The following is a 13,234-nucleotide window of genomic DNA, read 5'->3' as shown; positions in this document are numbered from 1 at the left end:
GGACTGAGAAGGGCCGCGGCTACCGCCGCGCCCGAGAGGTGGAGAACATGAGCGGCACCCTGGCGGAGAAGGTCTGGAACGCGCACATCGTGCGCGAAGGAAGCGACGGCGCCCCCGACCTCCTCTACATCGACCTGCACCTCGTGCACGAGGTGACGAGCCCGCAGGCCTTCGAGGGACTGCGGCTCGCGGGACGCCCGGTGCGCCGCCCGGACCTCACGATCGCCACCGAGGACCACAACACCCCCACCCTCAACATCGACCTGCCGATCGCGGACACGACGAGCCGCACGCAGATCGACACGCTGCGCCGCAACGCTGAGGAGTTCGGCGTGCGCATCCACTCCCTGGGTGACGCCGACCAGGGCATCGTCCACGTCGTCGGTCCCCAGCTCGGGCTGACCATGCCCGGCCTCACCGTCGTGTGCGGCGACTCCCACACGAGCACCCACGGCGCCTTCGGCGCGCTCGCCTTCGGCATCGGCACGAGCGAGGTCGAGCACGTCCTGGCCACCCAGACCCTTCCGCTGCAGCCCTTCAGGACGATGGCGATCAACGTCGACGGCCAGCTCCCCGAGGGCAGCACGGCCAAGGACATCATCCTCGCGATCATCGCCAAGATCGGCACCGGCGGCGGCCAGGGCTACGTCCTGGAGTACCGCGGCGAGGCCATCCGCTCCCTGTCGATGGAGGCGCGGATGACCATCTGCAACATGTCGATCGAGGCCGGCGCCCGCGCCGGCATGATCGCCCCGGACGAGACGACCTTCGAGTACCTCAAGGGCCGCCCGCACGCCCCCGAGGGTGCCGACTGGGACGCCGCCGTCGAGTACTGGAGGACCCTGCGCAGCGACGACGACGCCATCTTCGACGTCGAGGTCAACCTCGACGCCTCCGACCTCGAGCCCTTCGTCACCTGGGGCACCAACCCCGGCCAGGGCCTGCCGCTGTCGGCCACCGTGCCCGACCCCGCCGAGATCGGCGACGAGGGTGACCGCGTCGCCGCCGAGCGGGCGCTGGAGTACATGGGCCTGGAGCCGGGCACCCCGCTGCGCGACATCCCCGTCGACACCGTCTTCATCGGCTCGTGCACGAACGGGCGCATCGAGGACCTGCGCGCCGTCGTCGACGTCATCAAGGGGCGCAAGAAGCACGACGACGTCCGCGTCCTCGTCGTTCCCGGTTCGGCCCGCGTCCGCCTCCAGGCCGAGGCCGAGGGCCTGGACCAGGTCTTCCTGGACTTCGGGGCCGAGTGGCGCAACGCCGGCTGCTCGATGTGCCTGGGCATGAACCCCGACCAGCTCAAGCCGGGGGAGCGGGCCGCCTCGACCTCGAACCGCAACTTCGAGGGCCGCCAGGGCAAGGGCGGGCGCACCCACCTCGTCTCGCCGCTCGTCGCCGCCGCGACCGCCGTCCGGGGGACCCTGTCCTCGCCCGCCGACCTCGAGCCCGCCCGCGAGCTCGTCAACGCCTGAGAAGAGAAGCGCCATGGAGAAGATCACCCAGCACACCGGCGTCGGCGTCCCGCTGCGCCGCAGCAACGTCGACACCGACCAGATCATCCCGGCGGTCTACCTCAAGCGGGTGACCCGGACCGGCTTCGAGGACGCCCTGTTCGCCGCCTGGCGCGGTGACCCCGACTTCGTCCTCAACCAGGACGCCTACCGCAGCGGCTCGGTGCTCGTCGCGGGTCCCGACTTCGGCACCGGCTCCTCCCGCGAGCACGCCGTGTGGGCGCTCAAGGACTACGGCTTCAAGGCCGTCCTCGCCTCCCGGTTCGCCGACATCTTCCGCGGCAACTCCGGCAAGCAGGGCCTCGTCGCCGGCATCGTCGCGCAGGAGGACATCGAGCAGATCTGGAAGGTCCTCGAGACCGCGCCGGGCACCGAGGTGACCGTCGACCTCGTGTCGCGCACCGTCAGCTGCGGCTCGGTCGTCGCCCAGTTCGAGATCGACGACTACACCCGCTGGCGCCTCATGGAGGGCCTGGACGACATCGGCCTCACCCTCCAGCACGAGGAGGACATCACCGCCTACGAGGAGTCCCGCGCCGCCTGGCGGCCCCAGACCCTGCCGGCCAAGCACCTGCCGCCCGTCGAGATCGTGGCCGCCCGCCCCGTCGACGACGGCGTCCCCGCCCACGAGCAGGCCCCCCTCCGCTGACACGGGGCGCTCCCAGCCGCCCATATCGCCGAGAGCTGAGTTGTTACGCGCAACAACTCAGCTCTCGGCGTGTGTGGGGGAGTGACAACTCAGCTCTCGGCGTGTGTGGGGGAGTAACAACTCAGCTCTCGGCGTGTGTGGGAGGGGGAGGGGGCTAGGCGGGCGGCGGCGGGGCGACGGAGCCGCGGCGGACGACCGGGCAGGGGACGAGGAGCTCGCCGGCAGGGTCGGCGCCGTCGCGCTCGGCGATGAGGGCACGCGCGGCGAGCCGGCCCATCTCCCGGTGCGGCAGCGCCATCGTCGTCAGGCCCGGCGTGAGCTCGCTGGAGACGACGTAGAGGTCGTCGAAGCCGATGACGGACAGGTCCTGCGGGATCCGCACCCCCCGAGCCGCGGCGGCCCGGTAGACCCCGATCGCCATCTGGTCGTTGAAGGCGAAGATCGCCGACGGCGGCCGCTCCGAGTCCAGCAGCACCCCCGCGGCGCGGTCACCGCCCGCGGAGTCCGAGCGTTCGCGCACCACCAGGCCGGGGTCCCCCTCGAGCCCGTGCGCGGCGAGGACCTCCTGGTAGCCGCGCAGCCGGCGGTCGACCGCCGGGCCGTCGTGCAGGTCGCGGATGAAGCCGATGCGCCGGTGCCCGTGCCGGACGAGCTCCTCGACGGCGGACTCGGCACCCTGCTGCTCGTCGGGCACGACGAAGGTCGTCGTCCCCTCCGCGGGGCGCGAGTCGAGGAGCACCGTGGGCAGCCCGTCGAGCACCGGCGGGAGGGTCACCGAGCGGTGGTACATCGTCGCGTAGAGCGCGCCGTCGACCTGCTGCTGGCGCAGCGCGCGCACGGCGTGCTCCTCGAGGGTCTTGTCCCCGCCGGTGTTGACGAGCATGAGGAGGTAGCCGGCCTCCCAGGCGGCGTCCTGCGCGCCCTGGATGAGCTGGCCGGCGTACGGGGTGGTCGCGATGACGTCGCTGATGAAGGCGAGGGTCCCCGAGCGCCGCGTGCGCAGCCCCCGGGCGAGGGAGTTGGGCACGTAGCCGAGCTCGGCGGCCGCCGCCCGCACCCGGTCACGGGTGCTGCCCGCAACCCGCGCACCGGCCGTGTCGTTGAGGACGACGGAGACCGTCGACGGCGCCACCCCCGCGAGCTCGGCGACGTCGCGGATACGTGGCCTCCTCGTCACCCCGGACCTCCCTCGTCGGCTGCTCGCCCCCACACTCTAGGACGGTCGCGTCACCCGGATCGTCCCGTCCTCGTCCACGGACACCGGCATCGGGTCGCTGATGCGCCCGCCGAAGCCGCCGTCGTCGTCCACGTGCTCCCAGGCGAGGAGGGACCAGCTGCCGCGGTGCTCGACGAAGCGCCCCGCGTAGAGGCTGGCGGTCGCGTCGCCGAGGAGGAACTGCTCGGTCTCCAGCCGGAACGGGCCGAGCGGCCCCGGGCCGGTGAGGACGTGGGTGCCGCCCTCCGCGACGAAGCCCGGACGGTCGCGGCGGACCGCGCTGTGCTCCCCGGCGGTGAGGCAGAAGGCCACCCGCCAGGCGCCGCCGAGGTGGAGGAGCTGGGGGACCTCGAGGTGGTAGAAGTCGCCGGGCTCCGAGACCGGCGGCAGCGCCTCCCACCTGCGCAGGTCGTCGGAGACGGCGTGGCCGATGACGCCCCGCCCGTCGACCGGGCCGTGGTCGGCGCGGGCGGTGAGGTACATGTGGAAGCGACCCGTCGTCGGCTCGTGCCACACCCACGGGTCGCGCCAGGCCTCCTCGCGCACGCCGTCGTGCAGGCGCTCGTACCAGCGGGGGTCCGCCTCGAGGAGCAGCCCCTGCTTGGTCCACGTGAGGAGGTCGGGGGAGGTGGCCAGGCCCACGCGCTGGACCGCGCCGCCCTCCGCCGTCGAGACGCCCGTGTAGAACATGTGCCACAGACCGTCGTGGCGCATGACGCTGCCCGTCCACGTGGCCAGGGAGTCGAAGTCCTCACCCTCGCCGGGCCCGAGCGCGTCGGGGAGGACCTCCCAGCTGCGCAGGTCGCGGCTCACGGCGTGCCCGACGGTCGCGCTGTGGTGGCGCAGGTCGGGGTCGCCGAGGGACTTGGGTGCCTGGAGGTAGAAGACGTGGACGTCGTCCCCGTCGTGGGCGAACCAGAAGTCCCAGACCCAGCGGTCGGGCAGGGCGAGTGGCATGCAGCTGCTTTCTCTCGGTGGTGGAGCGGGCGAGCGGGCGAGTGTCAGCCCTTGAGGCCCGAGGAGGCCAGGCTCTGGACGAACCAGCGCTGGAAGAGCAGGAAGACGACGAGGACGGGCAGCACCATGAGGACGCCGAAGGCGAAGATCTGGCCCCAGTCGTAGGGCGGCTGGCCCTGGAACACCGCGATCGCCAGCGGCAGCGGCCGCTTCTGCGGCTGGTCGACCATCATGACCGGCCACAGGAAGGAGCCCCACGTGGTGAGGAAGGACAGGATCGCGACCGTGGCGAAGACCGGCTTGGACATCGGCACGATGATGCGCAGGTAGGTGCGCCACACGCCCGCGCCGTCCAGGCGCGCGGCCTCCTCGATCTCCTTCGGCAGGCCGATGAAGAAGGAGTAGAAGAGGTAGATGGAGAAGGCGCTCGCGACGAACGGCAGGATCTGGATGTAGTACGTGTTGCGGTGCTCGTTGAGCGCGTAGAACAGCGGCACGGCGATCGCCTCGAAGGGCAGGATCGTCAGGGCGACGACGCCCAGCATGACGGCGTCACGCCCGCCCCAGCGCAGCCGCGCGAGAGAGTAGGCGGCCATCGAGTTGACGAGCAGACCGAGGAGGACGACACCGGTCGTGACGAGCAGCGAGGTGAGGAAGAAGTCGGCGAAGTACCCGGTGGCGGGGCTGGAGAAGCGGCCCAGCATCCCGGTGTAGTTGTCCAGCGACAGGTCCCGCGGCACGAAGCCGCCGACGCCGTCGATGACCTCCGAGGACGGCTTGAAGCTGCCGATGACGAGGTAGGCGATCGGCGCGACGAAGACGAGCGCGAGGACCGTGAGGACGAGGTAGCTGCCCGCGGTGCGCGCGGGACGGGAGCGGTGGGTGGTCATGCGATCTCACGCTCCTCGCGCAGCACGCGACGCTGGATCAGGGTGATGGTCAGGACGATGACGAAGAACAGGACCGTGATGGCCGACGCGCGTCCGACGTTGTTCGCGGTGAAGGCCGTCGTCACGGCCTGGTACATCACCGTCGTCGTCGCGTCCTGCGGGCCGCCGCCGGTCATGATGTAGACCTGGTCGAAGACGCGGAAGGACAGGATCGTCGTCACCATCGCGACGAAGATCAGGGTGTTGCGCAGGCCCGGCAGGGTGACGTGCCGGAACCGCTGCCACGGGCCGGCCTTGTCGAGGGCCGCGGCCTCGTAGAGCTCCCCGGGGATGCCCTGGAGGCCCGCGAGGAGGATGACCATCTGCAGCCCGACGCCCTGCCAGATCGACATGATGATGATCGCGGCGAGGGCGGTACTGGGGTTGCCCAGCCAGTCCTGGGTGGGGAGGAGCCCGAAGGAGACGGTGTCGAGCACCGAGTTGAGCAGGCCCTGCTCCCCGCGGGTGTAGATGACCTTCCACACGACGGCGACGAGGGCCATCGGGAAGACGACCGGCATGAAGAAGAAGGTGCGGAACACCGGCATCCCGCGCAGCGGCCGGTTGAGCAGGACGGCCAGCGCGAGCGCCAGGCTCGTCTGCACCGGCACGACGACGGCGGCGAAGATGAGGTTGTTGCGCAGCCCGGTGAGGAACTCCCCGCGGAAGTCCGGGTCGAGGAGGATGCGCCGGTAGTGCTCGAGCCCGAACCACGACGGCGGCTGCGGGGTGTCCAGGCGCACGTTCTGCGTCGACAGCCAGCCCGCCAGCACGAAGGGCAGCAGCACGAACAGCAGGAGCCCGATCGCGGCGGGCGCGACCATCGCCCAGCCCGCCAGGGTCTCCGGGCGCCGGGCGCGTGCCCGGCGTGTCACCGCAGTGGTCATGGTTCCTCCTCGCGAGGGTGCTGGGGGCGGGAGCGGTGCTCCCGCCCCCAGCGGGTGGTCAGCTCAGGCCGTAGCCGTCGTTGTCCTGGAAGTCCAGGTCGATGGTGCGGGCCGCGGTGTCGAGCAGCTCCTGGGCGTCGCCGCCCTCGTAGGCACCGAAGAAGGCCTCGGAGAACTGCTGGCTGATCACCGGGTAGGCCGGCGTGATCGGGCGGGGCACCGCCACGCAGTCCTCGCTGGGCACGGCGTCGCCGCACGTGGCCTGGAGCGACTCGGCGAAGATGGCGAGCGGGCCGTCGGCGCCGTAGAGCTCGCTGGACTCCAGGACCGTGGTCGTGGCCGGGGGAGCGGCGTTGGCCTCGGTCATCGCCGCCACCTGCTCGTCGGTGGTGAGGAAGTCGAGGAAGGCCGCGGCGCCCTCGGCGTTGTCGCTCTCGGGGTTGACGCCCCACGCCCAGGAGCCCTGGCCGCTCTTGGGGCCGGCGCCGAAGTCGGGCAGCGGCAGGACGACGAGGTCCTCGCCGAGTGCCTCGGCGTAGGGGTTGTACATCCAGTGGCCCACCCAGCTCATCGCGACGCGGCCGTCGACGAAGGCGGCGTCGTCGGTGTTCGGGTCGATGTACTCGCGCCAGCCGGCGAAGCGCTCGACGGCGGCGACGACCTCGGGGCTGTTGAGGTTCCCGTCGGCGGTGTTGTCAGCGATGATGTTCTGCCCGGTGGACCAGGCGACCGGCAGGAAGCCGTAGGTCGGCCACTCGGCGCCGTAGTTCTCCTTGATGTCGAGGACCTGCCCGTCCTCGTCCTCCGCGGCGAGCGCCTCGAGGGCGGCCTCGAACTCCTCGACCGTCCAGGCGTCCTCCAGGCCCTGCGGGTAGTCGACGCCCGCGGCCTCGAGCATCGACGCGCTCGCGTAGATGCCGAGGGAGGCGTCGAACTGGGAGACGCCGTAGACCTCGCCGTCACTGGGGTAGGTGTTCTGCGCGAGGGCGGAGTCGGTCTGGTTGTCCAGCGTCTCGGCGGAGACGAGGTCACCGACCGGGGCGAGCTTCCCGGCGTAGACGAGCGAGGCCATCATCGGGCCGTCGTACTCGAGGACGTCGGGCAGGGAGTCGGCGCCGGTCGTCGTCACCGTGCTCGTGTAGTCCGCCTCGGGGACGAGCTGGAGGGTGGCCGTGTACTCCTCCTGGGAGGAGTTGAAGCCGTCGACGGCGGACTGGAGGGCGGTGACCTCCGACTCCTGGCCCTGGTGGGCCCAGACGGTGATCTCACCGCCGCCCTCGCCGTCGCCGCTGCCGGACGAGGCGCCGTCGTCGTTGCTGCATGCCGTCAGTGCGAGTGCCGCCGCCAGGGCGATCCCGATCCGTGTCCGTCGATTGTTCATCTGCGCTCCCGACGCCTGTGTCCGATGGGGGGTCACGATCCGGCGCCGTGGAGGTGCCGAATCGATTCGGCAGAAGCGTGGCACCGGTCACCATGCCTGTCAAGGCGGTGGCGGGGCGGGCCCGCCGGGACCCCGGCGACGTGCCCGCCGGTCCAGGTCCGGTGACCTCCCCGCTTCTCCTCCGACCTCCCCGGTCCGCACGGCTCCGGGTGAGGTGAACCGGGGAGGTCGGCGCGGGGCGCCTGGGCAGAGTCGCCCGCGTGAGGTTGGGCACCTTCACGGACCCTTCACGTCCTCTCATCGCTCCCTCACATCAGCCGCCTATGCTGGACAGTCCGGGCCGCGCGGGTCCGGGTCGGCGATGAGGTGGGTATGAGCGCAGTACTGCAGGTGAACGGCGGGACGCCCCTGAAGGGCGAGATCAGCGTCCGGGGCGCGAAGAACTTCGTCTCCAAGGCCATGGTCGCGGCCCTCCTCGGCGAGGACCCGTCCGAGCTGCGGAACGTCCCGCAGATCAAGGACGTCGAGGTCGTCTCGGGCCTGCTGCGCCTGCACGGGGTCACGGTGGACTACGACGTCGAGGCCGGCGTCATCCGCCTGGACTCCAGCGACGTCGAGACCGCGCACGTCGCGGACATCGACGCCCACGCCGGCTCCAGCCGCATCCCGATCCTCTTCTGCGGCCCGCTGCTCCACCGCCTCGGGGAGGCCTTCATCCCCGACCTCGGCGGCTGCCGCATCGGCGACCGCCCGATCGACTACCACCTGTCGATCCTGCGCGAGTTCGGCGCCGTCGTGGACAAGCGCCCGCAGGGCATCCACATCACCGCCCCGCGCGGGCTGACCGGCGCCAAGATCGCCCTGCCCTACCCGAGCGTCGGCGCCACCGAGCAGCTGCTGCTCACCGCCGTGCGTGCCAAGGGCAAGACCGAGCTGAGCAACGCCGCCACCGAGCCGGAGATCATGGCGCTCATCGCCTTCCTCCAGCGCATGGGCGCGATCATCTCCGTCGACACCGACCGCGTCATCCGCATCGAGGGCGTCGACCGCCTCGGCGGTGCGACCTACACCGCGCTCACCGACCGCATCGAGGCCGGCTCGTGGGCCTGCGCGGCGCTGGCCACCGGCGGCGACATCATGGTCCGCGGCGCGGACCAGCACGGGATGATGGCCTTCCTCAACACCTTCCGGAAGGTCGGCGGCGACTTCGAGGTCACCGACGAGGGCATCCGTTTCTGGCACCCGGGCGGCGAGCTCAAGTCGATCGTCCTGGAGACCGACGTCCACCCCGGCTTCATGACCGACTGGCAGCAGCCGCTCGTCGTCGCGCTCACCCAGGCCACCGGCCTGTCGATCGTCCACGAGACCGTGTACGAGAACCGCTTCGGCTTCACCGAGGCGCTGCGCGGCATGGGTGCCCAGATCCAGGTCTACCGCGAGTGCCTCGGCGGCTCGCCCTGCCGCTTCGGGCACCGCAACTTCAACCACTCCGCCGTCGTCTCCGGCCCGACGCCGCTGCGCGCCGCCGACATCGAGGTCCCCGACCTCCGTGGCGGCTTCTCCCACCTCATCGCGGCCCTCGCCGCCGAGGGCACCTCGCGGGTGAGCGGCATCGACATCATCTACCGCGGCTACGAGGACTTCATGGGCAAGCTCCGCGCCCTCGGCGCGGACGTGCAGCCGCTCGACTGAGCAGGTCCACGGCCGGCCCATGACACGTGTCATGTGCCGGCCGTGCGTCGTCCACCGGACGTGATGACGCCGTGCACTGCTGCACGCGCGAGACCGGGTGGAAGGTGGGGACATGACCACCACCGACACCAGCTCCGTCATCACCGTCACCGGCGTCCAGCGCCGCTACGGCTCCGGGAAGAGCGCCTTCACGGCGGTGCGGGGCGTGGACCTCACCGTCCGCCGCGGGGAGCTCTTCGCGCTCCTCGGCACCAACGGCGCCGGCAAGACCTCGCTCCTCGAGGTCGTCGAGGGCATCGCCCCGGCCTCCGCCGGCAGCGTCCGCGTCCTGGGCCGCGACCCCTACCGCGAGCGTCACCTCGTGCGCCCGCGCACCGGGATCATGCTCCAGGAGGCCGGCTTCCCCGCCGACCTCACCACCGCCGAGACCGCCCGGATGTGGCACGGCACCCTCGGCGCCCCCATGCCCGTGGCGCACGCGCTCGAGCTCGTCGGGCTGCGTCACCGCGCCTCGGTCCAGGTGAAGTCGCTGTCCGGCGGTGAGCGCCGCCGCCTCGACCTCGCCCTGGCGATCATGGGCCGCCCCGAGGTCCTCTTCCTCGACGAGCCGACCACCGGTCTGGACCCGCAGTCGCGCCGCGACGCGTGGGAGCTCGTGCGTCAGCTCCTCGAGGCGGGCACGACGGTCGTCCTCACCACCCACTACCTCGAGGAGGCCGAGGAGCTCGCCGACCGGCTCGCGATCATGCACGGGGGCCGCGTGGTCCGCGAGGGCACGGTCGCCGAGATCGTCGCCGGGGAGCCGGCGCGCATCCGCTACCGCACCTCGTCCGGTGAGCTCGCCGACCCGCGCACCCTGCACGCCCTGCCCGCGCTCCTCACCGCCGGGCGCACCCGCACCGGCCTGGTGGAGATCGAGTCGCACGACCTCCAGGCCACGCTCACCGCGCTCCTCGAGCGCGCCAACGCGGCCGGTGAGGCGCTCGCCAACCTCGAGGCCAGCCACGCCTCCCTCGAGCGTGCCTTCCTCGCGGTGGCCGGGGAGGACGACGACGCCGCGGCGCCGCCGGTCCCCGAGCTCGCCACCGCCTGAACCGCTCCCGTCAGACCTGCCCCGAAGGGACCTCGACCATGACCACCACCGCCCTCAAGCCCGCCACCGCCTCCGCCCCCCGAGCCTCGCGCCCGGCCCGCATGCTCTCACTCGTCCGCGCCGAGCTGCTGCTCCTCGTGCGCAACCGCACCACGCTGTTCAACGCCGTCGCCCTCGCCCCGCTCACGGTGCTCCTCTTCGCCTCCCTCGGGATGACGCCGGACAGCGGCGGCTCCGCCGTGGCCGGCATGCTCCTCACCTCGCTCGTGGCGCTCGCGCTCGTCATCGTCGTCTACTACAACCTCACGACGACGATCGTCGCCCGCCGCGAGGAGCTCGTCCTCAAGCGGCTGCTCACCGGCGACGTCTCCCGCGGCGAGATCATCACGGCCACCGCCGCCCCGGCGGTGCTCGTCCTGCTCGCCCAGCTCGTCCTCGGCGTCGTCGCGATGGCCGTGTGGCTGGAGGCGCCCACGGTGCAGAACCCGCTGTGGGTCGCGGCCGCCGTCGTCGGCGGTGTCGTCCTCTTCGTCCTGCTCGCGGCGGCCTCCGCGGGGCTCACCCGCACGGTCGAGACCGCGCAGCTGACCACGCTGCCGATCCTCATGGTCGCCACCGCGCTGTCCGGGCTCGCGATCCCGCTGCACGTCATGCCCGATGCCCTGGAGACGGTCGCGCAGTGGACGCCGATGTACCCGGTCGTCGCCCTCGTGCAGCACGGCCTCGGCGCCGTCGCGCTGGACGGGACGGTCGCGTCGGGTGCGCTGGCCGACGTCACCCAGCCGCTCGCGGCCCTCGCCCTGTGGATCGTGCTCGGCGGGCTCGCCACCCGGCGCTGGATGCGGTGGGAGCCGCGCCGCTGACGGTCCCACCCCGCGACTGCTGAGAGGATGCGTCCATGCGAATGGTCGACTCGTGGCGCCGGCGCACCGGCCCGGAGCGCTTCGAGACGTACACCCGCTGGACGCTCTACCTCCTCCTCGGTTTCGTCCCGCTCCTCGCCGCCTCGGTCATCGGCACCACCGAGCTCGACGAGGAGCGGGTCGTCGCGTTCACCGCCTACGCCGGCCTCGTCACCCTCGAGGCCGGCCTGGCGATCCTCGTCATCCGCCAGGGCGTCACCGCCTTCCGTGACAGCACACCGCTGCCGCGCGGGCCCGTGGTGCTGCTGCTCGCCGTCGCGGGCGCGGCCGTGGTCGCCGCGATGCTCGGACTGCCTCCAGCCGCAGACATGGGGTGGGCCGGCAGGGGCGGGGCCGTGCTCGTGGCCCTCGCCACGTGCCTCTTCGCCGTGACGCCGGTGCTCACCTCCCCGGTGCTCCTCCCGCTCGCGCTCGCCGCCAGCGCGGTCGCCGCACTGGCCAACCGTCCGGCGATGGACTGGCCGCTCGTCGTGCCGACCTTCATGCTCTTCGGCGTCGTCATGGTCGCGATCACGCCGAGCTTCCGGATCTCGGTGTGGATGCTCGGGGTCGTGTGGGAGCAGGAGCGCACGCGCCAGCTCCACGCACGCCTCGCCGTCGCCGAGGAGCGGCTGCGCTTCTCCCGGGACCTGCACGACGTCGTCGGCCGGGCGCTGTCCGCCATCGCGCTCAAGAGCGAGCTCGGCGCCGAGCTCAGCCGCCGGGGCCAGGGGGAGCGGGCCGCCGAGCAGATGCTCGAGGTCCGCGAGCTGGCAGGCGACTCGCTGCGCGAGGTGCGCGCCGTCGTCGCCGGCTACCGGCAGGCGGACCTCGCCACGGAGGTCGCCGGGGCGCGCTCGGTGCTCCGCTCGGCCGGCGTGCGCACCCGGGTCATCGGCGAGGACACCGCCCTGCCGCCGCGGGTCCAGTCGGCGCTGGCGTGGGTGGTGCGCGAGGGGGCGACGAACGTCGTGCGCCACTCCGCGGCCACGACCTGCACCATCGACGTCGCGGTCGTCGAGGAGGGCGGGCAGCGCCTGGGGCAGCTGACCGTCGTCAACGACGGCGTCACCGGGCCACCGTCCACCGGCTCCGGCCTCGTCGGCCTGTCCGAGCGTCTCTCCGGCCTCGGCGGCACGGTGACGACCGAGTCCTCCGGTGGCTCCTTCACCCTGCGGGCGCGCGTCCCGCTCGGCCGCGGCGACGTCGACGCCGGCGGTGGCACGATGGGCGCACCATGATCCGCATCCTCCTGGCCGACGACGAGAACCTCATCCGCGACGCCCTCGCCGGACTCCTCGGGCTGGAGGAGGACATCGAGGTCGTCGCGCAGGCGGCGTCCGGGCCCGAGGCGGTCGCCGCGGGCCGGCACCACCGCCCCGACGTCGCCGTCCTCGACCTGCAGATGCCGGGGCTGGACGGGATCGCCGTCGCCCAGCAGCTCGCGGCGGAGGTCCCCGGCTGCCGCTCGGTCATCGTCACGAGCCACGGACGGCCCGGCTACCTCAAGCGGGCCCTCGAGGCGGGCGTCTCCGCGTTCCTGCCCAAGACCGTCTCCGGGCGGGTGCTCGCCGACGTCGTGCGCCAGGTCCAGGCCGGTGGGCGCTACGTCGACCCCGAGCTCGCCGCCGAGGCGATCAGCGCGGGCGACTCCCCGCTCACCCCGCGCGAGGCCGACGTCCTCGAGCTCGCCGCGGACGGCACGCCCGTGGAGGAGATCGCCCAGCGCGCCCACCTGAGCCCCGGGACCGTCCGCAACTACCTCTCGGCCGCCGCGATGAAGCTCGGTGCGGCCAACCGCCACGAGGCCGTCCAGGTCGCCCGCCGCCACGGCTGGATCTGAGCCCGCCCGCCACGCGCCGCCCCCTCACCGTCGCAGCTGGTGGGTCGACTGACGTGATCGGCGCCCGAGGCGCCGGTCAGATCACCATCGCGAAGCTCGGGGCCGGAGGCGGCACGCGCCCGCGGAAGAATCATTCCGATGGGCACGTGAAATGCGTCGAACGCTGGATGA

12 protein-coding genes are annotated in these 13,234 nt (G+C 72.4%); 7 read left to right on the top strand and 5 right to left on the bottom strand.

The genetic code is table 11. From position 1 onward, the window contains the following. The first annotated feature begins 47 nt into the window (after nt 1-47). Nucleotides 48-1,475 carry a 3-isopropylmalate dehydratase large subunit gene (gene leuC / locus DSZ44_RS17030; protein WP_110853828.1) on the top strand — a complete coding sequence of 476 codons (1,428 nt, stop codon included), beginning with the start codon at nt 48-50 and terminating at the stop codon, nt 1,473-1,475. A 13-nt stretch (nt 1,476-1,488) separates the two neighbouring features. Next, the gene (gene leuD, locus DSZ44_RS17025) at nt 1,489-2,163 is read left to right on the top strand and encodes a 3-isopropylmalate dehydratase small subunit (protein WP_110853827.1); all 675 of its coding nucleotides are present in this window, start codon (nt 1,489-1,491) and stop codon (nt 2,161-2,163) included. Nucleotides 2,164-2,317: 154 nt separating this feature from the next. On the opposite strand, the gene DSZ44_RS17020 is transcribed toward leuD, so the two are convergent. The 5 genes from DSZ44_RS17020 to DSZ44_RS17000 are packed head-to-tail and all read right to left on the bottom strand — an operon-like array spanning nt 2,318 to nt 7,533. Beyond that, nucleotides 2,318-3,340 (bottom strand): LacI family DNA-binding transcriptional regulator, encoded by a 1,023-nt coding sequence (locus tag DSZ44_RS17020; protein WP_110853826.1) that lies wholly within the window; start codon nt 3,338-3,340, stop codon nt 2,318-2,320. 36 nt (nt 3,341-3,376) lie between these two features. Continuing rightward, nucleotides 3,377-4,336: a glycoside hydrolase family protein gene (locus tag DSZ44_RS17015; protein ID WP_110853825.1), complete on the bottom strand. Its 960-nt coding sequence runs from the start codon at nt 4,334-4,336 to the stop codon at nt 3,377-3,379. Nucleotides 4,337-4,380: 44 nt separating this feature from the next. Then, a complete protein-coding gene (locus DSZ44_RS17010; RefSeq protein ID WP_110853824.1) occupies nt 4,381-5,226 on the bottom strand; it encodes a carbohydrate ABC transporter permease in 846 nt (281 codons plus the stop codon). Next, nucleotides 5,223-6,152, bottom strand: a complete 930-nt coding sequence (locus tag DSZ44_RS17005; RefSeq protein ID WP_258369671.1) for a carbohydrate ABC transporter permease — start codon at nt 6,150-6,152, stop codon at nt 5,223-5,225. Before DSZ44_RS17005 ends, DSZ44_RS17010 begins: the two co-directional genes overlap by 4 nt. 58 nt (nt 6,153-6,210) lie before the next feature. After that, nucleotides 6,211-7,533 (bottom strand): sugar ABC transporter substrate-binding protein, encoded by a 1,323-nt coding sequence (locus tag DSZ44_RS17000; RefSeq protein ID WP_110853823.1) that lies wholly within the window; start codon nt 7,531-7,533, stop codon nt 6,211-6,213. A gap of 372 nt (nt 7,534-7,905) precedes the next feature. Here DSZ44_RS17000 and murA point away from each other — a divergent pair, with 372 nt between their 5' ends. The 5 genes from murA to DSZ44_RS16975 all read left to right on the top strand — a co-directional run bounded on the left by murA (nt 7,906) and on the right by DSZ44_RS16975 (nt 13,063). Further along, entirely contained in the window at nt 7,906-9,225 is a 1,320-nt protein-coding gene (gene murA / locus DSZ44_RS16995; protein ID WP_110853822.1) for a UDP-N-acetylglucosamine 1-carboxyvinyltransferase, read from the top strand. 112 nt (nt 9,226-9,337) lie between these two features. Further along, nucleotides 9,338-10,318 carry an ABC transporter ATP-binding protein gene (locus tag DSZ44_RS16990; protein WP_110853821.1) on the top strand — a complete coding sequence of 327 codons (981 nt, stop codon included), beginning with the start codon at nt 9,338-9,340 and terminating at the stop codon, nt 10,316-10,318. Nucleotides 10,319-10,356: 38 nt separating this feature from the next. Continuing rightward, nucleotides 10,357-11,181, top strand: coding sequence for an ABC transporter permease (locus tag DSZ44_RS16985; protein WP_110853820.1), 825 nt, complete (start codon nt 10,357-10,359; stop codon nt 11,179-11,181). A 35-nt stretch (nt 11,182-11,216) separates the two neighbouring features. Then, complete coding sequence (locus tag DSZ44_RS16980) at nt 11,217-12,461, top strand: sensor histidine kinase (protein ID WP_110853819.1); 1,245 nt, start codon at nt 11,217-11,219, stop codon at nt 12,459-12,461. Next, nucleotides 12,458-13,063 (top strand): response regulator transcription factor, encoded by a 606-nt coding sequence (locus DSZ44_RS16975; RefSeq protein ID WP_110853818.1) that lies wholly within the window; start codon nt 12,458-12,460, stop codon nt 13,061-13,063. Before DSZ44_RS16980 ends, DSZ44_RS16975 begins: the two co-directional genes overlap by 4 nt. Nucleotides 13,064-13,234: the final 171 nt, after the last annotated feature.

It is taken from the genome of Georgenia satyanarayanai, from assembly GCF_900116375.1.
GTDB classification, from domain to species: domain Bacteria; phylum Actinomycetota; class Actinomycetes; order Actinomycetales; family Actinomycetaceae; genus Oceanitalea; species Oceanitalea nanhaiensis.
The sequence above is the reverse complement of the archived record's forward strand: the minus strand, read 5'-3'. Positions and strand labels throughout refer to the sequence as shown.